The organism is Tropicimonas sp. TH_r6 (genome assembly GCF_033101155.1).
GTDB lineage: Bacteria > Pseudomonadota > Alphaproteobacteria > Rhodobacterales > Rhodobacteraceae > Tropicimonas.
The window spans coordinates 33,000-52,010 of sequence record NZ_JAWMPX010000019.1 but is presented as its reverse complement, the minus strand read 5'-3'; the positions used below and the strand labels follow the sequence as shown (position 1 = coordinate 52,010).

The window sequence follows — 19,011 nt, the reverse complement described above, 5'->3', positions numbered from 1 at the left end:
CCGGTCTGTGAGGGTCACTCGCCGCGGGGGAAGCGGGCGATGTCCTCGACGGTGTTCAGGTCCATGTGGTTGCGCATGAAGCGTTCGGACGCTCTCTGCAAAGGCTGGTAATCCCAGGAGGAATAGGTCCCGTTGCGCAGCGCCTCGTAGACGACCCAGCGGCGCGCCTGGCTCTGGCGCACCTCGGCGTCGAATCGGTCGAGATCCCAGCGGGCATCGGCCTCGGCCCGCAACGCGGCCAGCGGGCCGGCATAGGCGGGATCGTCCACGAGGTTGGTCAGCTCGTGGGGATCGGCGGCGAGATCGAAGAGCTGCTCGGGATCAAGTGCGCAACGGGTGTATTTCAGGCTGCCCCGGCGCAGCGAGACGAGGGGCGCATAGGAGGCCTCGGCGGCATATTCCATCGCGACGGGCGCTTCGCGCGCCTCTCCCTGCCCCAGCTTCACGAGGCTTTCGCCATCGGTCCAGGGCAGAGCCTGGTCCTTCGCGATCCCGGCCAACTCGCAGAGCGTGGGACAGATATCGATTGTCGAGACCGGCGCCTCGACACGTCCCGGCGCCATCTGCGGCGACGAGATCATCAGCGGCACCCGCGATGAGCCTTCGAAGAAGGACATCTTGAACCAGAGCCCGCGTTCGCCGAGCATGTCGCCATGGTCGGAGAGGAAGAGAATACTCGCCTCCTGCCGCGTATTCTCCAGCGTGTCGAGGATCTCGCCGATCTTGTCGTCCAGATAGGAGATATTGGCGAAATAGGCGCGGCGGGAGCGGCGGATATCCTCTTCGGTGATGTCGTAGTTGCGCCAGTCATTCGCATCGAGAATGCGTTGCGAATGCGGGTCCTGCACGTCGTAGTCGATAGCGGGAATCTCCGGCAGCAGGTGCTCGCACTCTTCGTAGAGATCCCAATATTTTTTCCGGGCGACGTAAGGGTCATGCGGATGGGTGAAGCTGACGGTCAGGCACCAGGGGCGCTCGTCCTTGCCGCGGGCGAGATCGCGGATCTTGCACGTTGCGTGATAGGCGACCTCGTCGTCATATTCCATCTGGTTGGAAGTCTCCGCGACCCCCGCCCCGGTGACCGAGCCCATATTGTGATACCACCAGTCGATCCGCTCACCGGGCTTGCGGTAATCCGGCGTCCAGCCGAAATCGGCGGGGTAGATATCGGTCGTCAGCCGCTCCTCGAACCCGTGCAGCTGGTCCGGGCCCGCGAAATGCATCTTGCCCGAGAGGCAGGTCTGGTATCCGGCTCGGCGCAGGTGATGGGCGTAGGTCGGGATGTCGGCGGCAAGCTCCGCGGCATTGTCGTAAACCCCGGTGCGCGAGGGCATCGCGCCGGTCATGTAGCTCGCCCGCGACGGCGCGCAGAGAGGCGAGGCGGCATAGCTGGTGGCAAAACGCGTCGAGCGCGCGGCAAGGCGCTTGAGATTGGGCGCGTGCAGCCAGTCCGCCGGGCCGTCGGGAAAGAGGGTCCCGTTGAGTTGGTCCACCATCAGGATCAGGATATTGGGTTGGCTCACGCGGCGTCTCCGATCAAAAGGTCGAGATATCCGGACACCTGGGCGCAGGCGGCTCCGGGGGTCGGCGGAGCCTCGTGCAGGGCTTCGTGCAGATAGATCCCGTCGATCATCGCCGCGACGCATTCGGCGCCCGTTTCGGCTCTCGTTCGCTCACCCAGCAACGGCTTCAATTCGTGCAACAGGTTCGAGCGCATACGATGGCGATAGATCCGCAGGAGCCGCATTGCCTCGTCGGAGCGCTGCGCGAGAACGTAGAGGTTGAGCCAGGTCGCGATCGTGTCGCGGCAGAAATTCATTTCGGAAAAGCTTGCGCCGACAATGGCTTCCAGCCGCGCGCGATGCCCCTCCGCCCTCGACAACCGAGCGCGCACCTCGGCGCCATAAGCGCTCAGCGCATGGCGCATCGCGGCCAGCAGAAGCGTTTCCTTGCCGCCGAAATAATGATGCGCAAGTGCGGCAGAGACCCCTGCCCGCTTGGCGATCTGGCCGACCGTTACGTCAAGCGAGCCAAGCCGGCCGATCTCGGCGATAGTGGCCTCGACCAGCGCTGCCCGCCGGATAGGCTCCATGCCCAATCTTGGCATCTTGCGAACTGTCCTTAGAAGTTTCAGGTTGCCAAGAGAGAGTATGTTGTTCTTAATTGACTCGTCAATCAACAAAAAATCGAACCAACAGGGAAATCGTTGAAATGAAGCGAATTGCATTGACCGCCGCCCTCTTGCTGGGAAGTTCCGCCACTGCCATGGCTGCCTGCGATGAGGTCACCTTCTCCGATGTCGGCTGGACCGACATCACCGCCACAACCGCCACGGCCAGCGTCGTGCTCGGGGCGCTTGGCTACGAGACCGACATCAAGGTGCTCTCGGTGCCAGTGACCTATACCTCGATGGCCGAGGGCGACATCGACATCTTCCTGGGCAACTGGATGCCCACCATGGAGGCCGATATCGCCCCCTATCGCGAAGCGGGCACGGTCGACACAGTGCGCGAAAACCTTTCGGGCGCGAAATACACTTTGGCCGTGAACAAAGTGGCGATGGATCTCGGGATCGCCGATTTCGCGGATATCGCCAAGTTCGAAGAAGAGCTGGATGGCGAGATCTACGGCATCGAACCGGGCAATGACGGCAACCGGTTGATCCAGTCGATGATCGACGGCGACGCGTTCGGGCTCAAGGAGTTCAAGGTCAAGGAAAGCTCCGAGCAGGGCATGCTGGCGCAAGTCGCGCGGGCCAGCAAGAAGGACGACCCGATCGTCTTTCTTGGCTGGGAGCCGCACCCGATGAACGCCAATTTCGAGATGGGCTACCTGACCGGCGGCGACGATTTCTTCGGACCGAATCTGGGTGGGGCCTCGGTCTACACCAACACGCGGGCCGGCTATGTCGCGGAATGTCCGAATGTCGGCAAACTGCTGGGCAACCTCGTCTTCTCGCTGGAGATGGAAAACGAGATCATGGGCGCAATCCTCGACGGGGGCGAAGAGCCGGAGAAGGCCGCATCGGCCTGGCTTGGTGCCAATCCGGATGTCTGGATGGGCTGGCTCGACGGTGTGACCACCAAGGATGGCGGCGACCCGGCGGCGGCCGTGAAGGCGGCCCTGGAGATGTGATCCTGCCGTTCCTCGCGTAAAGCGCTCGGAAGGCGCCGGGGGGCGACCCCCCCGGCGCCACCGGGATATTCCCCGACAGACGAACAGATTTGGGGGCGTTGGTTTCGACGCTTTCCCGTGGAGGCCCGATGGAGTGGTTGACTGAGAACAAGATCCCGGTGGGATCGGCGGCGGAAGCCGTGTTCGATTGGTTGCAGGATCAAGGCGAGTGGTTCTTCGACGGGCTTTCGGAGTTGCTGGAGGCGATGATCGACGGAATCCTTTTCGTCTTGCAGGCGCCGCATCCGCTACTGGTCGTTCTGGCCTTTGTCGGGCTGAGTTGGTTGTTGCAGCGCAGCTGGAAAGTCTGCCTGTTTGTCGGGCTCGGATTCCTCTTCATCATCAACCAGGGTTACTGGGAGGAGACGACCGAGAGCCTGACGCTTGTGTTGTCGGCCTGCGTCGTCTGCATGTCGATCGGCGTGCCCATTGGAATCGCGGCAGCGCATCGGCCACGCCTCTATGTCGCGATGCGTCCTGTTCTGGATCTGATGCAGACCCTGCCGACATTCGTCTACCTCATTCCGGCGATCGTGTTTTTTGGCATCGGCATGGTGCCCGGCCTGATCGCAACGGTTGTCTTCGTGGTTCCTGCCCCGATCCGGCTGACATATCTCGGCGTGTCGACGACACCGGAAGCCTTGCTGGAGGCCGCGCGGGCGTTCGGGGCGACGCCGCGACAGGTGCTGACAAAGGTCGAGCTGCCTTACGCCTTCCCGCAGATCATGGCGGGGCTGAACCAGACCATCATGCTGTCTCTGTCGATGGTGGTTATCGCGGCACTTGTGGGCGCGGACGGGCTAGGCGTGCCGGTTGTGCGCGCGCTGAACCAGGTGAACACGGCGCTTGGCTTTGAATCCGGCTTCGTGATCGTCGTCGTTGCGATCATGCTGGACCGAATACTGCATGTAGGAGCGAAAAAATGAGTGTGGCTGTTCGCTTCGACACCGTCTCCATCGTTTTCGGAAGCCATCCGGAGCGGGCTTTGCCCCTGATGGACCAAGGCCAGAGCCGCGCCGAAATTCAGGAGGCAACGCAGCAAATCCTCGGTGTGCATGACTGCTCGCTGGACGTGGAGCACGGCGAGATCCTCGTGCTGATGGGGCTTTCTGGCTCCGGCAAGTCGACTCTCCTGCGCGCAGTGAACGGGCTCAACCCGGTCGTGCGCGGGTCCGTGCATGTCTCCGACGGCGAGGAGATGGTCGACATCTCGCACGCGGATAAATCCACCCTCCGGCGGATGCGGCTGAGCCGGATCGCAATGGTGTTCCAGCAATTCGGGCTGCTGCCCTGGCGGACGGTGCGGGACAATGTGGCGCTCGGGCTGGAGCTTGGTGGGATGAGCAAGAAGGAGCGCAACGAAAAGGCGGATGCACAGCTTGCGCTGGTCGGTCTGCAGGATTGGGGCCATTGCCGCATGTCCGAGCTCTCCGGCGGGATGCAGCAGCGCGTCGGGTTGGCCCGCGCTTTTGCCACCGAAGCGCCGATCCTGCTGATGGACGAACCCTTCTCGGCGCTGGACCCGTTGATCCGGGCAAAGCTTCAGGACGAACTTCTGGAGCTGCAGACCCGGCTGAACCGAACGATCATCTTTGTCAGCCACGATCTCGACGAGGCCTTCAAGATCGGGAACCGCATTGCTATTCTCGAAGGCGGGCGGATTGTGCAATGCGGCACGCCGCAGGAGATATTCTCGCAACCGGCTGATGACTACGTCGCCGATTTCGTGGCGCATATGAACCCGCTGGGCGTGTTACGCGCATCGGACGTGATGGAACCCGTGTCGGGCCCAGCGCCAGAGCGGATGATCGGAGCGGATGTGCCGGTCGAGGACGTGATGCGCCTCCTGCTTGACGAGGAGATTGCCATCGGCGTGCATCGCGGCGGCGCATTGGTCGGGCGGGTCACAAAAGCAACGGTGATGCATCGCCTTCTTGACCCACGCGCGGATCTCTAGGATCCATATCGTTCAAGGAAACCCACCCTCGATCGCATGAATCGCGCCGGGTCTACCGGAGGTCATTTGAGGGTGTACGACATCTCGGGCATCCTTCGATGGGAAAGCAATTGCTCGAAAGAAACAGAGACGAACGGGATTTCCTGCGACCTGTACGCAGGCCAGCCGAAATGACGATCTGGCGACGGGCGCACTAAACCAACTCGGATTGCGCGCCCAAATCATCTCGCAAACTCCGCTCCCCCAACGTCAGAACAGTTCTACCTCGGACCCAGAGGACTTGGCGGCGATCGGCGGGGCCACTTCCGGGATGTCAGAAACGTTCCTCAGGAATTGCTGTCGGGCCTTACCCGTCACCGGCCAGAATTGGATGCGTCTCCCGGTGTCTCCTCTCAAACTCGACGCAACACAGGGGATGCTTTCGCGACGACAAAACTCTTCAACGAATACAGAATTTGCTTCGCCGATATCGCTCAAGCCGGCGATCATGCGCGCGCCGCCAAAGAGCTTGGCCCGCAGCCTTTCGCGCTCTGCGCCGCGGCGAAGGAGCGCGTTGATCAACAACTCCATGGCATTTGTTCCGTGCGACTTGGAAATCAGGTCGCTGCCTCGCCCATCAGGCAAGAGGATATGATTCATACCTCCCAATCCAGACACGGGATCCCAGAAACAGCACGCCACACAGGAACCAAGAACAGTCGTGATCAAGGTTTCAGGGCAATCTGAAACTGCATTCTCGCCTTGAGTGATATGTAACACCCGTCCTCTTTTCACGATCTCTGCTCTCCGGATGGATTGGTGTGCCGCGTGTCAGTTCCTCTCAGAACAGCGGCAGCGATTTTCTCCAGTGGAAGGACGTCCCGCACGCCTCCAAGTTCAGCGGCGACTCTCGGCATTCCGTAGACTACGGAACTGGACTCGTCCTGTGCGATCGTCGTTGCGCCCGCCGTTCTCAGTTCCAGCATTCCCTGCGCTCCGTCACGTCCCATCCCCGTAAGCTGAACCGCCACGCAATGCCGACCGAAACCGACCGCAGACCGAAACAGCATGTCAACAGATGGCCGGTGACCCGAAGCCTTCTCTCCAGGCGCGATTCGACACGAATATCGATCCCTTCTTCTAACCACGCCCAAATGACTTTCACCTCCGGGCGCAATCCGCACCATTCCTGGCGACAATTCTTCACTGTCCCGGGCGAGCGCAACATTTGGCGCAACGTTTTTGGACAGGCGATCAGAAAAGCTCTCAAGAAAAGTGGCGGGCATATGTTGCGTTATCAGAGTCGGAGGACAGTTTTCGGGATACCCGGACAACAATCGTTCCAAGGCGTCGACACCACCCGTCGAGGCTCCAATCAGGACGACCCGGCCATTCCAACGAAAATCCACCGGCGGCTTGGAAACTGCTGTACTCCGCCCCTGAACACGAGCATTCGAGGCGATGAAGACGCGTTCCGCCAGTGATAGAATCGTGTCCGGAGCCGTTGCATTGGGTTTGCCAATGCAGTCGATCGCGCCGATCGACAACGCCTCGATCGCGGCGACGCTACCTTTGTGAGTCTCGGTGGAAAACATCACGACTGGCAGCGGCCGCAGGCGCATGATCTTCTCCAGGAATGAGAGCCCGTCCATCCGGGGCATCTCGACATCAAGTGTCAGGACGTCCGGATTGGTTCGTTTAATGACATCGCGGGCTTCAAATGGATCTGCCGCTTCACCAACGACGTTGAAGCGGCCATCATCGAGCAGATGCTTCCGGACCAATGCCCTCATTACTGCCGAGTCGTCTACAATCACCACGTTTTTCTTTGTCATATTTCGAATACCCTTGCCGTACCAAGCCCGTTTCAGGTTCCAACCAACTGAGCGGCCTCAAAAGACCAACCAGTCATCTTCGATCTTCGATTCATCTTGAGCATAGAATGAAGACGTCGAATTTTCCTTTACAGCAACGACGGAACGTCTCCTTGACTCCCTCTCCGGATACACCGCAAATTCCAGACGCGCGCTCAGGCTCTCAATCTTTCTAACCATATGAAATCGTATCACCATTTTGACAGAATGACCGTTTCCCGAGACAACACATGCTTTGCAAGGGAGGTTTCTTCATACGTGCCCCCATTTTGTCGAGTAGCCGGATCGAGTTGATCCACCGTTGTGTATTTCCCGGCCAATCCGGTTGATCTTTCGTTCGGGGACAAGGAGATTCCGGATACGATCTAGACGATGTCGCCAATGATCAGAGTGTGTGACCTCGTTGAAAAGCTGAGCTGATCCGCAGTGAACACCGCGGCCAAGAGCTTTGGCATTGGCCTCGCGGCAGGTCCCGACACGGGAGACCATAGGCTCGGCCCCGGCCGCGTGACCGGTCGCCAAGGTGCTTGTCATCACCTTGCCCTGATCCGTTTCGGACGTTCGATTGTCGGTCTGATCAAGCGAATTTTCGGTTGGGTCTCGAGAGAAACCTCTGACGAAAGGTGTCGTCTCTGCAACCGAATGACGGATGGCAAGACCAGGGCGCAATTCAGGGTCCTGCCGCATGTCCCAGAGTTGATGCTTAAACTCCATGACGTGTGTTTCGGACACACGTTCCTGTCTGACCTCGGCGTCCATGACAGAGATTGTCCGCATTTCCGTCCCGGCCGGAAACGCCGCTCTCGCCAGCGAAACCACACCGACAAACACAAGAAAGAGTGGCAGCCTCACCGACCAACGAAGATTGTTGAACACACCCATGATCCATCGGCCTTCCAAACCCCAGCAGCCGGATCCGGAGCGGGACCGGCCTCGCGAACCCTAAAACCCGAAGTCGTTCGCAATTTCCGCTCACCATTGCGCCGAGGCATGAATTTTCGCTTAAGTCGCACCGGCATTTTGACGCCAGGTCGCCATCGGTTGACATGGATCATGCCCCTTGCGCCAAGCCCGTCGGTAGGATTGGGTGGATCCGCGCAACTGCCCGCAGCCTATCGCGAACGCGGCACGGATGACCGCCAGGACTCGGAGCTGACATGAACCGGATTGAAGAACTGCTCGCCGATCATCCCGATTTTTACGCTTTCGACGATTTGGAACGGATGAAACTGGCACAACATGCCCGCGTGGAGCGCTTTCCAGCAGGCAGCACGATCTTCCAGGAGGAGGATGAGGCGGAAGATCTTGTCCTGCTGCTGTCAGGCGAGGTCGCCGTACAGAACACCTTGCCCGGGCGGGAACCGATCCAGATCGAAACGCTGAGCGGCGGCGACATCCTCGGCTGGGCCTGGCTGATGCCGCCCTTCCGGCGCATGTCCGACGCGATCGCGCTGAACGATGTCGAGGCCGTTGCGCTGGACGCCGCCGGTGTGCGCACATTGTGCAATGCGCATCCGGAGCTCGGATACCGGCTCTACCAGCGCTGGCTGCCGCACCTGGCTGATCGGTTTCGAGCGCAAAGGCTGCAGCTGCTCAGTGCCTTGAGCGGCGCCTGAGCTCACGCCTTGAGTTCGTCAGGCAAGGATGCCGAGGATCTCGGCGGCCAGCTGCTCCGGCATCGAGAGCTGCGGAAAGTGCCCGCTCTCCAGCTCGACAACCCGCCGACATGGGGTTTCTGTGCTCATCAGACGTTGCAGTTCGGGCGTCACGGTCCGATCCGCGCGACAGAGGATATAGTCCCGCCCGATACGACCGAAACGGGCGGTGCTGAGCCGGACCGGCTCCGTCTGCGCGGCATTGGCCTGCGGCCCGATGAGCGCCAGCGCGGCCTCCTGCTGCGCGGGGCCGAGGTCCTGGAACAGGACCTGGCGTGCAAGTTCAGGGTCGAGCTCGGTCGTTCCACGTTCAGCGCCGCGTCGGACGGCCGGGCCGATCGTCTCCGGCTCCCGGCGTTTGAGCGAGAGAAGGCTGTCGCCATCACGCGGCAGGAAGGCCGCGACATAGACCAGGCGGGCGATACTTTCCGGCGCAAGCTCCGCTGCGGCCGAGATCGCCATCCCGCCCATGGAATGACCGACAAGAACCGCTTTGGGGCCCGAACGCAGGCGGGTGGCCAGCGCCTCGGCATAAAGACCGAGCGTGACCGCGCCGGGCGGGGTCGGGTCTGCGCCATGGCCGGGCAGATCCACCGCCTCGACCTCATGCCCGGCCGCCGACAGCAGCTCAGGCACCACGCCCCAACCGGCTGCCTGCCCCCAGGCGCCATGCACCAGGATAATCCGCATGTCTCCCCCACTCATCGTCCTGACAAACCCGGCCTTCTGCCGACCCTGCCATTCGTGCTAGGGCTTGGCGAGATGCAAGACAAGCGGTGGACCCCATGAAACTGGCCCATATCCGATCCGAGACGCCCGGCGAGATCAACGAGACCCTGCGTGCGCTGGCCCGGCATATGAACGAGCGCGGAGCGCGGGTGGTGGGCGGCGTGCAGGTCAACCGCGCGGCGACATCTGCGGACGCGCCCAGCGACATGGATCTCGAATTGCTGCCGGACGGGAAGGTCATCCGCATTTCCCAGCGGCTTGGTCCCGGGTCGAGCGGCTGCCGCCTCGATCCCGCACAGCTCGAAACCGCGGTCGGCATCTGCAGCGGCCGGCTCGCGAACGGCGCCGATCTCCTGATCGTCAACAAGTTCGGCGCCCATGAGGCCGAGGGACGCGGCTTTCGCGACCTGATCGGCCAGGCATTGGCCGAGGACGTCCCGGTCGTGGTCGGGGTCGCGTCCGCGAAACTACCCGCCTTCCGCGATTTCGTGGGGGATCTGTCGCAGGAACTGCCCTGCGAGTTGGACGCGCTCCGGGCGTGGTGCCTTGAGGAAACGAACTCCGCCCAATAGTCAGGCAACTGCGCCCAGAACTTAGGCAGCCTGCCAAGTCACATGTCGCAGGACCGGTCCCGACCCGAGGCTCCGGTTGAATCCGACCCCGCACTGGCGGAGCGACAGGGGTAGCCAGCCGGAACGCCATGCCAGATCGTCTCTCCATCGTCATCGTTGAACAGGATCGCGAACGCGCGCTCCTGATCGTGGATTCCCTGCGCGCCTCGGGGGATCACGAAATCCATGTCATCTCCGAGCGTCACGGGCTCGCCCGACTGATCTCGGAACGCAATCCTGATGTGGTGCTGGTCGATGTCGCCTCGCCGTCGCGCGACATGCTGGAAGAGCTGACCCTCGCCTCCTCGCCGCTTGACCGCCCCGTCGCGATGTTCGTCGATCAATCCTCCGACAGCCTCACCCGCGCCGCCATCGAGGCCGGCGTCTCGGCCTATGTGGTCGATGGAATGGCGCCGGGCCGCATCAAGCCGGTGCTCGACGCCGCCATCACCCGGTTCCACATGTTCCAGTCCATGCGCGCCGAGCTTGCCGCCACCAAGCGCGCGCTGGAGGAACGCAAGATCATCGACCGCGCCAAGGGCGTGCTGATGAAGGCGCGTGGTCTCTCCGAGGACGAGGCCTACGCACTGCTGCGCAAGACGGCGATGGACCAGGGCAAGAAGATGGTCGATGTCGCCGAAGCGCTGGTTACGGCCGCGGGGCTGCTTTCATGAGCCTGACACCGCTGACCCTCGGCTATATCCCGCTCGTCGACGCCGCCCCGCTGATCATCGCCCGCGAACTTGGCTTTGCAGAACAGGAAGGGCTGGCGCTCTCCCTACGCGCGGCGCCCTCCTGGTCGACCCTGCGCGACCTCGTGGCGCTCGGCCAGATCGAGGGCGCGCATATGCTGGCGCCCGTGCCCGTCGCCACGGCGCTCGGCCTCGGCGGGCTGCCAACACGGCTCGACGCGCTCTGCGTCCTCTCCGTGGGCGGCAACACGGTCGGCGTCTCGACCGCACTGGCCGACCAGATGCGCAAGGCAGGTCACGGCTTCGACTTCGCGGATGCCACCGCCGCCGGCACCTCCCTGATCGCCGCCGCCGGCCAGACCCTGCGGATCGGCGTCCCCTTCCCTTTCTCGATGCATGCCGAGCTGCTCTATTACTGGCTCGGCGCGCTCGGGCTCGAAGCCCCGCAGGCGCTCGACGTGCGCACCCTGCCGCCGCCGCTGATGGCCGAAGCGCTCGCCGCCGGCGATATCGACGCCTTCTGCGTTGGCGCGCCCTGGGGTTCCATCGCGGTCGAGAACGGCTCCGGTGAGCTGCTGTTGCCGACCTCCGCCATCTGGTCCTTCGCGCCGGAAAAGGTGCTCGCCACGCGGCATGACTGGGCTGAAAGCGAGCCCGATCTCGCCGCCCGGCTGATCCGCACCATGTGGCGCGCCTGCCGCTGGCTGGCCGAGCCCTTCAACCGGATGACCGCCTCCGAAATCCTCGCCCGACCGGACTATCTAAACCTGCCCGCCGAAATGCTCGAACGCTCTCTGTCCGGCGCGCTGGTGATCTCTCCGCGTGGTGACCAGCGCATGACACCGCGGTTCCTGCATTTCCACGAGGGTGCCGCGACCTTCCCCTGGCGCAGCCAGGCCGGCTGGATCGCCGCTCGCCTCGCCGCACGCACCGGGCTGGACCGCGACGCCGCCCAACGCGCCGCCAAGCAGGTCTTTCGCAGCGATCTCTACCGCGACGCACTTGCAAGCACCGCCGCGCCCCTGCCTGGCGCCTCGGAAAAGCTCGAAGGTGCACTCGACGCGCCCACCGAGGTCACGACCCAATCCGGCTCCCTGATCTTGCAGCCCGACCGCTTCTTCGACGGGCAGGTCTTCGACCCGGCTGAGAAGTAGCGCCAGATCTGGACACGCACAGGCCTCAAGAGTGATGTTTCACGACGTCCCGTCGTCTCTCGGCCCGGCAAACGGCATTGATGGAACTCGCCAGCACCTTCAGCACCTTCCCTCCAAATGGCCGCACAGCAGCCGAGATCGGCGCGGCACCGCAGCACGATGATCGCAAACCGGTCGTTGAGCCGGGTCGAGTTGCCCCAAATCTGAACCGTTCGTTCGCCGCGCTGTCAACGAACGCGAAAGACGCGGACATCCCGGTCGTTCCTGCTTCAGCGCGCGTAGTCGGCTTGCCGTGCATTGCTGCCGCTCAAGAGGCTTGAGCGCTTCGCCAGTGCGGTGCAACCCGACCAAAAGGTTCGACCGAAAGCCCGTCTAACTCGGCCCGGGGGAGCCTGTGGCGAGGCGGGAACGGTCGGCTGTTGCCTGTTTGATTGGCGACGGCCAGCAGAAAAACTTGGTGAATTCATCCACCTTGGATAGCCTGATGCTTCAAGAGATACGTACTGACAAGCCATTTTGGGGGAATATTATGTCGATTGTTATCACGGAAATCATGCAGAATCCGAACGCTGTAAGCGACGGCGACGGCGAATGGTTCGAAATCTACAATGACGGATTGAGCGCGGTCGATCTCGAAAACTGGGTGATCTCGGATGACGGCTCGGACTTTTTCGATGTCCTGGGGTCGCTTCTGATCCAGCCCGGCGAGTATCTTGTCTTCGGCAATAATGGCGATAGCAGCACCAATGGCGGCGTGACTGTGGACTACGAATACTCCGGCATGTTCCTGTCCAACAGCGCTGACGAGCTTGTCCTGACCGATGCCGATGGCGGCGAACAGGATCGCGTCGAGTGGGATGGCGGCCCGGCATTCCCCGACCCGAACGGTGCTTCGATGCAGCTTCTGGATGTGTCAGCGGACAACAATCTCGGTGCGAATTGGACCACGGCGACCGATCCCTATGGGGCGGGCGATCTTGGAACGCCGGGCAGCGGTAGCGTTGCGAGTCCGTCGATCGTGATCACGGAGATCATGCAGAATCCGAGCGCAGTAAGCGACGGCGTCGGCGAATGGTTTGAAATCTACAATGACGGCTCGAGCGCGGTCGATCTCGAAAACTGGGTGATCTCGGATAACGACTCGGACTCTTTCAGTGTCTCGGGGTCGCTTCTGATCCAGCCCGGCGAGTATCTTGTCTTCGGCAATAATGGCGATAGCAGCACCAATGGCGGTGTGACTGTGGACTACGAATACTCCAGCATGTTCCTGTCCAACAGCGCTGACGAGCTTGTCCTGACCGATGCCGATGGCGGCGAACAGGATCGCGTCGAGTGGGATGGCGGCCCGGCATTCCCCGACCCGAACGGTGCTTCGATGCAGCTTCTGGATGTGTCAGCGGACAACAATCTCGGTGCGAACTGGACCACGGCGACCGATCCCTATGGGGCGGGCGATCTTGGAACGCCGGGCAGCGGTAGCGTTGCGAGTCCGTCGATCGTGATCACGGAGATCATGCAAAATCCGAACGCAGTGAGCGACGGCGTCGGCGAATGGTTTGAGATCTACAATGACGGCTCGAGCGCGGTCGATCTCGAAAACTGGGTGATCTCGGATAACGACTCGGACTCTTTCAGTGTCTCGGGGTCGCTTCTGATCCAGCCCGGCGAGTATCTTGTCTTCGGCAATAATGGCGATAGCAGCACCAATGGCGGTGTGACTGTGGACTACGAATACTCCGGCATGTTCCTGTCCAACAGCGCTGACGAGCTTGTCCTGACCGATGCCGATGGCGGCGAACAGGATCGCGTCGAGTGGGATGGCGGCCCGGCATTCCCCGACCCGAACGGCGCCTCGATGCAGCTTCTGGATGTCTCGGCGGATAACAATCTCGGTGCGAACTGGACCACGGCGACCACTGCTTTCGGCTTCGGGGATTTCGGCACACCGGGCGCGGAAAACGACGATACGCCGCCCGAACCGTTCGAAACCGTCATCAGCGCGGTCCAGGGCAGCGGTTCGAGCGTTGCAATCCCGGGGCTGGTCCGCGTCAGCGCGGTCATCACGGGCGTCTACAGCGACCTCGGCGGGTTCTTTCTCCAGGAGGAAGATTCGGACGCCGATGGCGACGTGGATACCTCCGAAGGGATCTTCGTGTTCGTCGGCGGAGATCTCTCGGCCTATGCCGAAGGCCAGATTGTTACGGTTGAAGGCATCGCCGAAGAGTTCTTCGGCATGTCCCAGATCGACGCGGCGGGTGGAAGCGTTGTGATCGATGATGCCGGGAACAACCTGGACCTTGTCTCGGCCGCGATCATCGATCTGCCCTCCTTTGGAGCCAACGATGCCGAGGGCAGCTTTGAATCCGTTGAAGGCATGCTCGTTACCTATGCCGACCCACTCGTGGTCAGCGAGTATTTCCAACTCGCGCGCTTCGGCCAGATCGTCGCCTATGAAGGCACCGAGCGGCCGCTGCAATACACCCAAACCAACACGCCTGATGCAGACGGCTACGCGACTTATCAGGAAGAGCTCGCCACTCGGCGGGTCATCATCGACGACACGAACAACTTCCAGAATTTCGACCCGGTCTATCATCCGGCCCCTGACGGATTCTCGGTCGACAACGTCATCCGCGGTGGCGATATCGCCTATGACGTAACCGGTGTGCTGCACTGGAGCTGGGCTGGCTCGGGCGGTACCGATGCCTGGCGCCTACGCCCGACAGAAAGCAATCCAATCGAGTTCACCGAGGGCACTGCGCGCACCGATGCACCAGCGGATGTCGGCGGTTCGCTGACTGTCGCCACGTTCAATGTGCTGAACTACTTCACCACTCTGGACGAGGGCGACAATCTGACGGCAACCGGTTTGGACCCACGGGGTGCGCACAGCGCAGCCGAGCTTCAACGCCAGACCGACAAGATCGTCTCCGCGCTGGTCGCAATGGACTCCGATGTCGTCGGGTTGATCGAAATCGAGAATGACGACGACACCACGATCGCTTATCTCGTCGAGGCGCTGAACACGGCCCTCGGCGCCGACAACTACGATTATGTCCCGACCGGCGTGATCGGCGGCGACGCAATCAAGGTAGGCTTCATCTACGACACAACGGCAGTGAAGATCGCCGACGGCACCAGCGTTGCCATCCTCGACGATCCGACCTTCCTCGACCCGCTGGGCGCCGGGCGCGATCTGAACCGGCCCGCCGTGGCCGTGACCTTCGAGGATCTCGAGACGGGCGGCGTGTTCACGGCGGTGAACAACCACTTCAAATCGAAGGGATCACCGACCGGTGTCGAGGGCGATGACCGTCCGGAAACCGGCGAAGGCAGTGCTGCAGGAACGAGAGAAGCTGCCGCCGAGATCCTGGCCGACTGGCTGGAGACCGACCCGACCGGATCCGGCGATAGCGATGTCATGATCCTCGGGGACCTCAATTCCTATGCGATGGAAGGTCCGATCACCGGGCTCGAGGCGGATGGTTACACCAATCTTCTGCCGGCCTACGGGGACGACGGTGCCTATTCCTATCTGTTCGACGGACAACTTGGCACGCTCGACTATGCGCTGGCCAACGACTCGCTTATGGGGCAGGTCACCGGAGCCACGGCCTGGAACATCAATGCGGACGAGGTGAACCTGCTCGACTACAATGATACGATCCAGGACGAGAACGAGCGCTCCTTCGAGACGAAACCCGGCACGACGGAGCTTTATGCGCCGGATCCGTATCGTTCGTCGGACCATGATCCCATCATCGTTGGCCTGCAGTTGGAACCGGAATTCATCTTCTTGTCCGGCACCGACAAACGGGATTTCATCGTCGGGACGGACGCGAACGAGATCATCGATACCGGCAAGAAGACCGACACCGTCACCACCGGCGGTGGGCGCGATATCCTCGACTTCACTCTGGAGGCCGGAAACGGGCGAACGGATGTCACCTTCGTCACCGATTTTGATGTGATGCTGGACAGGATTGCCGGATATACGAGGGACGATATCAAGCGGGAAAACAATCCCGACGGCAATACGCAGTTGACGTTCAACGATGGTGACAAGCTGTTCCTCGACGGAGTCTTCAGCAGCGACGAAATCGTGTTTGCAGATTATTATTGGGCGTGATCGCAACCAAAAGGCCAACACTCCGCGACGACGCGAAGTGTTGGCCGCTTGGTCTGTAACACGAACCGGGGGCGATATTCCGAAAACGGAGGTGCATGCTGGTAGTCAGCCTGCCTTATCCTCGTGGACGATGCCCCACTGATCCTGCTGCAAAAACACGGCCGGTCGATTCAGCAAGTCGATCATTGGTTGGCGTTACATGAACGCCTGCTTCCTTCTCAGTGCCTTCACCTTTCCTCGCCCGATTATCCGTGAACCCGGTACTGAAACGGTTACGAACGACGGAAAGGTCAGCAGATTTCCAATTCGCCCTGCGCCGCTGGAAGGCCGTTCCGAGCCCGAAACCGTACAAGCTGATTCAGACGCCTACAGCCACGCCAATGTGGCGGCCGCAAGAAGAATATATCTTGTTCCCTTGGCTATCGTGACCAGACCGAGAAACGAAATGAGAGGCTCCCTCATAAGGCCCGCAACAACGGTCAGTGGATCGCCGACAATGGGGAGCCAACACCCCAGAAGTGACCACCGACCATACCGGCCATACCAGTTCTGAGCGCGCTCAAGTTGGTGATCCGAGCTCGGAAACCAACGTTTTCCCCTGAATCTCAACAAGTATCGTCCGATGTACCAGTTGATGGCGGCCCCGAGTACGTTCCCTGCTGTCGCTACGATGATCAGGACAGATGCCGGATGGGACGCAGCCATCAGAAGTCCGACCAAAACCGCTTCTGATTGCATTGGGAGGATCGTGGCCGCCACGAGGGCAGAGCTGAAAAGGCCAAGGTATGCAATCATGGATTGATCATGGCCCGGCGCTCAGCGGCAACCATACTGGCAATAGTTCAGGACAATTCCAATGAGGGTATTGATCATGCAGCGCTCCTACATCGGCTCTGAATGGCGGTAAAGCCTGCAACTCGGTGATGAGCCCTCCACGCTTCGCTGCGAGGACAACGAATGGACGGCTTCTCGGCTGAGTAGCAGCTTCGCCCACAGAGCGGCCAAGGCGAACCGCTTGCTACATTCGCGAGAGTCGCGATTTCGAGCCGACCGCTCTGGGCTCAGCACCGCCGTCTGCGCCTCAACGCCTCGCGGATCGGCCAGCTCTCCATTGGATCTCGCCACGCGACGATAGGTGGAAACCGGCTGTAACCTTCCCGACGATTCCCGCCGCCTCCGCCCTATCGATGGGCAGATTTTCAACCTGACCGCAAAATGGCGCCCGCAATTTGTGCAGCCGCAGAATCCCCGCCGAAATCATCCTGAAAACACTATCTAGCCGCAACGCAGCATTGACCCGCCCTGCCCCACCCGCTCCAATACACCTGTCTCCGGGGCAAGGGCGTCCCACCATAGACACCGCCCCGATGATCCGGGGCTTCCCGAGCAAAGCCGCTTGAGCTTCCCGTTGCGCCTCCTCCTCCCGCGCGACTCGAATCTCATGCGGCTTTTTGATTTTCCGGCGCCCTCTCCTCCCGAAACGCGCCACCGAACACTGAGGTAGACATGAAAAAGACACTTGCCCTCGCCCTCGCCACCTCCACGGCCCTGACCGCCCCGGCCTTCGCCGAAATGCTGGACGTGGAGAAGGACGAACTGACCTTCGGTTTCATCAAGCTGACCGACATGGCCCCGCTCGCGATTGCCTATGAGAAGGGCTATTTCGAGGATGAGGGCCTGTTCGTCACGCTCGAAGCCCAGGCCAACTGGAAAGTGCTGCTCGACGGCGTGATCGGCGGTCAGCTCGACGGCGCCCACATGCTCGCCGGCCAGCCCCTCGCCGCCACCATCGGCTTCGGCACCGAAGCCCACATCATCACCCCCTTCTCGATGGACCTCAACGGCAATGGCATTACCGTTTCCAACGAGATCTGGGCGCAGATGAAAGAGCATGTCGAGCATGATTCCGACGGCAAGCCGGTCCACCCGATCCCGGCCACCGCGCTGAAGCCGGTCGTCGAGGCCTATGCTGACGAAGGCAAGCCTTTCAACATGGGCATGGTCTTCCCGGTCTCCACCCACAACTACGAGCTGCGCTACTGGCTCGCCGCCGGCGGCATCAAGCCGGGCTACTACTCTCCCGAGGACGTGACCGGCCAGATCGACGCCGAAGTGCTGCTCTCCGTGACGCCTCCGCCGCAGATGCCCGCCACCATGGAAGCCGGCACGATCTACGGCTACTGCGTCGGCGAGCCGTGGAACCAGCAGGCCGTGTTCAAGGGCATCGGCGTTCCGGTCATCACCGATTACGAGCTCTGGAAGAACAACCCGGAGAAGGTCTTCGGCATCTCCGCCGCCTTCCAGGAAGAGAACCCGAACACCACCATCGCCGTGACCAAGGCGCTGATCCGCGCCGCCATGTGGCTCGACGAGAACGACAACGCCAACCGTCCGGAAGCCGTGGAGATCCTCTCCCGCTCCGAATATGTCGGCGCCGACTATGACGTGATCGCCAACTCCATGACCGGCACGTTTGAATACGAAAAAGGCGACAAGCGCGACGTCCCCGATTTCAACGTGTTCTTCCGCTACAACGCGACCTACCCCTACTATTCCGACGCCATCTGGTACCTGACCCAGATGCGCCGCTGGGGCCAGATCGCCGAAGCCAAGCCGGATAGCTGGTACGACGAGGTCGCCAAGTCGGTCTACAAGCCGGCGATCTACCTCGCCGCCGCCGAAAGCCTGATCGATGACGGCTATGCCACCAAGGACATGTTCGACTTCGACACCGATGGCTACAAGGCCCCGACCCCGGCCGAGGATGTCATCGACGGCATCGGTTATGACGGCAAGGCCCCGAACGCCTATCTCGACAGCCTGCCGATCGGCCTGAAAGGCGACCAGAAAGTCGTCGGCAACGCCGTCGAAGGCTGATCCCCACCAGACCATCCCCGGCCCCAAGACTCCCAGGGGCCGGATCCGGGATGGCGGGCGGGGCGATGTTCCGCAGGAACCAGCGACCGACCCGCCATCCAGACCGCAGACAGACCGACCAAAACCAAGCCATTCCCGAGCCCGCCCGTCGCCCTCCCGGCCAGACGCCGGCTCCCCGCC

General features: G+C 61.7%; 17 protein-coding genes. 10 read left to right on the top strand and 7 right to left on the bottom strand.

Going from position 1 to position 19,011, the window contains the following annotated elements:
- Window positions 1–14: 14 nt before the first annotated feature.
- Both betC and betI read right to left on the bottom strand, forming a co-directional pair.
- Window positions 15–1,523, bottom strand: coding sequence for a choline-sulfatase (gene betC / locus R3X27_RS17200; protein WP_317710109.1), 1,509 nt, complete (start codon window positions 1,521–1,523; stop codon window positions 15–17).
- Window positions 1,520–2,107: a choline-responsive transcriptional repressor BetI gene (gene betI / locus R3X27_RS17195; protein ID WP_317710108.1), complete on the bottom strand. Its 588-nt coding sequence runs from the start codon at window positions 2,105–2,107 to the stop codon at window positions 1,520–1,522. Before betI ends, betC begins: the two co-directional genes overlap by 4 nt.
- Before the next feature lie 104 nt (window positions 2,108–2,211).
- Here betI and R3X27_RS17190 point away from each other — a divergent pair, with 104 nt between their 5' ends.
- The 3 genes from R3X27_RS17190 to choV all read left to right on the top strand — a co-directional run bounded on the left by R3X27_RS17190 (window position 2,212) and on the right by choV (window position 5,131).
- Window positions 2,212–3,135 carry a choline ABC transporter substrate-binding protein gene (locus R3X27_RS17190; RefSeq protein WP_317710107.1) on the top strand — a complete coding sequence of 308 codons (924 nt, stop codon included), beginning with the start codon at window positions 2,212–2,214 and terminating at the stop codon, window positions 3,133–3,135.
- A gap of 128 nt (window positions 3,136–3,263) precedes the next feature.
- Window positions 3,264–4,100: a choline ABC transporter permease subunit gene (gene choW, locus R3X27_RS17185; protein WP_317710106.1), complete on the top strand. Its 837-nt coding sequence runs from the start codon at window positions 3,264–3,266 to the stop codon at window positions 4,098–4,100.
- Window positions 4,097–5,131: a choline ABC transporter ATP-binding protein gene (gene choV, locus R3X27_RS17180; RefSeq protein WP_317710105.1), complete on the top strand. Its 1,035-nt coding sequence runs from the start codon at window positions 4,097–4,099 to the stop codon at window positions 5,129–5,131. Before choW ends, choV begins: the two co-directional genes overlap by 4 nt.
- A 249-nt stretch (window positions 5,132–5,380) precedes the next feature.
- Here the strand turns inward: choV and R3X27_RS17175 are convergent, their stop codons facing one another.
- The 3 genes from R3X27_RS17175 to R3X27_RS17165 form a co-directional block, all read right to left on the bottom strand.
- Window positions 5,381–5,770, bottom strand: a complete 390-nt coding sequence (locus R3X27_RS17175; protein WP_317710104.1) for a chemotaxis protein CheD — start codon at window positions 5,768–5,770, stop codon at window positions 5,381–5,383.
- A 131-nt stretch (window positions 5,771–5,901) separates the two neighbouring features.
- Window positions 5,902–6,945: a chemotaxis response regulator protein-glutamate methylesterase gene (locus tag R3X27_RS17170; RefSeq protein WP_317710103.1), complete on the bottom strand. Its 1,044-nt coding sequence runs from the start codon at window positions 6,943–6,945 to the stop codon at window positions 5,902–5,904.
- 291 nt (window positions 6,946–7,236) lie between these two features.
- On the bottom strand, window positions 7,237–7,866 hold the full coding sequence (locus R3X27_RS17165; protein WP_317710102.1) for a hypothetical protein: 630 nt from the start codon (window positions 7,864–7,866) through the stop codon (window positions 7,237–7,239).
- 275 nt (window positions 7,867–8,141) lie between these two features.
- Between R3X27_RS17165 and R3X27_RS17160 the strand changes: the two genes are divergently transcribed.
- Complete coding sequence (locus R3X27_RS17160) at window positions 8,142–8,600, top strand: cyclic nucleotide-binding domain-containing protein (protein WP_317710101.1); 459 nt, start codon at window positions 8,142–8,144, stop codon at window positions 8,598–8,600.
- A gap of 18 nt (window positions 8,601–8,618) precedes the next feature.
- On the opposite strand, the gene R3X27_RS17155 is transcribed toward R3X27_RS17160, so the two are convergent.
- Entirely contained in the window at window positions 8,619–9,329 is a 711-nt protein-coding gene (locus R3X27_RS17155) for an alpha/beta hydrolase (protein WP_317710100.1), read from the bottom strand.
- Window positions 9,330–9,424: 95 nt separating this feature from the next.
- On the opposite strand from R3X27_RS17155, the gene R3X27_RS17150 reads away from it, so the two are divergent.
- The 5 genes from R3X27_RS17150 (at window position 9,425) to R3X27_RS17130 (ending at window position 15,954) form a co-directional block, all read left to right on the top strand.
- Window positions 9,425–9,940, top strand: a complete 516-nt coding sequence (locus R3X27_RS17150; protein WP_317710099.1) for a DUF2478 domain-containing protein — start codon at window positions 9,425–9,427, stop codon at window positions 9,938–9,940.
- Window positions 9,941–10,068: 128 nt separating this feature from the next.
- Window positions 10,069–10,653 (top strand): ANTAR domain-containing response regulator, encoded by a 585-nt coding sequence (locus R3X27_RS17145; protein WP_317710098.1) that lies wholly within the window; start codon window positions 10,069–10,071, stop codon window positions 10,651–10,653.
- Window positions 10,650–11,825 carry a CmpA/NrtA family ABC transporter substrate-binding protein gene (locus R3X27_RS17140; protein WP_317710097.1) on the top strand — a complete coding sequence of 392 codons (1,176 nt, stop codon included), beginning with the start codon at window positions 10,650–10,652 and terminating at the stop codon, window positions 11,823–11,825. Before R3X27_RS17145 ends, R3X27_RS17140 begins: the two co-directional genes overlap by 4 nt.
- A gap of 80 nt (window positions 11,826–11,905) precedes the next feature.
- Entirely contained in the window at window positions 11,906–12,145 is a 240-nt protein-coding gene (locus R3X27_RS17135) for a hypothetical protein (protein WP_317710096.1), read from the top strand.
- A gap of 209 nt (window positions 12,146–12,354) precedes the next feature.
- Window positions 12,355–15,954: an ExeM/NucH family extracellular endonuclease gene (locus tag R3X27_RS17130; RefSeq protein WP_317710095.1), complete on the top strand. Its 3,600-nt coding sequence runs from the start codon at window positions 12,355–12,357 to the stop codon at window positions 15,952–15,954.
- Between the two features lie 366 nt (window positions 15,955–16,320).
- On the opposite strand, the gene R3X27_RS17125 is transcribed toward R3X27_RS17130, so the two are convergent.
- Window positions 16,321–16,692, bottom strand: a complete 372-nt coding sequence (locus R3X27_RS17125) for a YqaA family protein (protein WP_317710151.1) — start codon at window positions 16,690–16,692, stop codon at window positions 16,321–16,323.
- Between the two features lie 768 nt (window positions 16,693–17,460).
- Here R3X27_RS17125 and R3X27_RS17120 point away from each other — a divergent pair.
- The gene (locus tag R3X27_RS17120) at window positions 17,461–18,831 is read left to right on the top strand and encodes a CmpA/NrtA family ABC transporter substrate-binding protein (protein WP_317710094.1); all 1,371 of its coding nucleotides are present in this window, start codon (window positions 17,461–17,463) and stop codon (window positions 18,829–18,831) included.
- Window positions 18,832–19,011: the final 180 nt, after the last annotated feature.

Excerpts from the sequence above, each read along its gene's own strand:
- R3X27_RS17135 (WP_317710096.1), top strand. The coding sequence starts at position 11,906 with ATGGAACTCGCCAGCACCTTCAGCACCTTCCCTCCAAATGGCCGCACA.
- R3X27_RS17190 (WP_317710107.1), top strand. The coding sequence starts at position 2,212 with ATGAAGCGAATTGCATTGACCGCCGCCCTCTTGCTGGGAAGTTCCGCC.
- R3X27_RS17140 (WP_317710097.1), top strand. The coding sequence starts at position 10,650 with ATGAGCCTGACACCGCTGACCCTCGGCTATATCCCGCTCGTCGACGCC.
- R3X27_RS17175 (WP_317710104.1), bottom strand. The coding sequence starts at position 5,770 with ATGAATCATATCCTCTTGCCTGATGGGCGAGGCAGCGACCTGATTTCC.
- R3X27_RS17160 (WP_317710101.1), top strand. The coding sequence starts at position 8,142 with ATGAACCGGATTGAAGAACTGCTCGCCGATCATCCCGATTTTTACGCT.
- R3X27_RS17165 (WP_317710102.1), bottom strand. The coding sequence starts at position 7,866 with ATGGGTGTGTTCAACAATCTTCGTTGGTCGGTGAGGCTGCCACTCTTT.
- R3X27_RS17155 (WP_317710100.1), bottom strand. The coding sequence starts at position 9,329 with ATGCGGATTATCCTGGTGCATGGCGCCTGGGGGCAGGCAGCCGGTTGG.
- R3X27_RS17130 (WP_317710095.1), top strand. The coding sequence starts at position 12,355 with ATGTCGATTGTTATCACGGAAATCATGCAGAATCCGAACGCTGTAAGC.
- R3X27_RS17120 (WP_317710094.1), top strand. The coding sequence starts at position 17,461 with ATGAAAAAGACACTTGCCCTCGCCCTCGCCACCTCCACGGCCCTGACC.
- choV (WP_317710105.1), top strand. The coding sequence starts at position 4,097 with ATGAGTGTGGCTGTTCGCTTCGACACCGTCTCCATCGTTTTCGGAAGC.
- choW (WP_317710106.1), top strand. The coding sequence starts at position 3,264 with ATGGAGTGGTTGACTGAGAACAAGATCCCGGTGGGATCGGCGGCGGAA.
- betI (WP_317710108.1), bottom strand. The coding sequence starts at position 2,107 with ATGCCAAGATTGGGCATGGAGCCTATCCGGCGGGCAGCGCTGGTCGAG.
- R3X27_RS17145 (WP_317710098.1), top strand. The coding sequence starts at position 10,069 with ATGCCAGATCGTCTCTCCATCGTCATCGTTGAACAGGATCGCGAACGC.
- R3X27_RS17150 (WP_317710099.1), top strand. The coding sequence starts at position 9,425 with ATGAAACTGGCCCATATCCGATCCGAGACGCCCGGCGAGATCAACGAG.
- R3X27_RS17125 (WP_317710151.1), bottom strand. The coding sequence starts at position 16,692 with ATGCAATCAGAAGCGGTTTTGGTCGGACTTCTGATGGCTGCGTCCCAT.
- R3X27_RS17170 (WP_317710103.1), bottom strand. The coding sequence starts at position 6,945 with ATGACAAAGAAAAACGTGGTGATTGTAGACGACTCGGCAGTAATGAGG.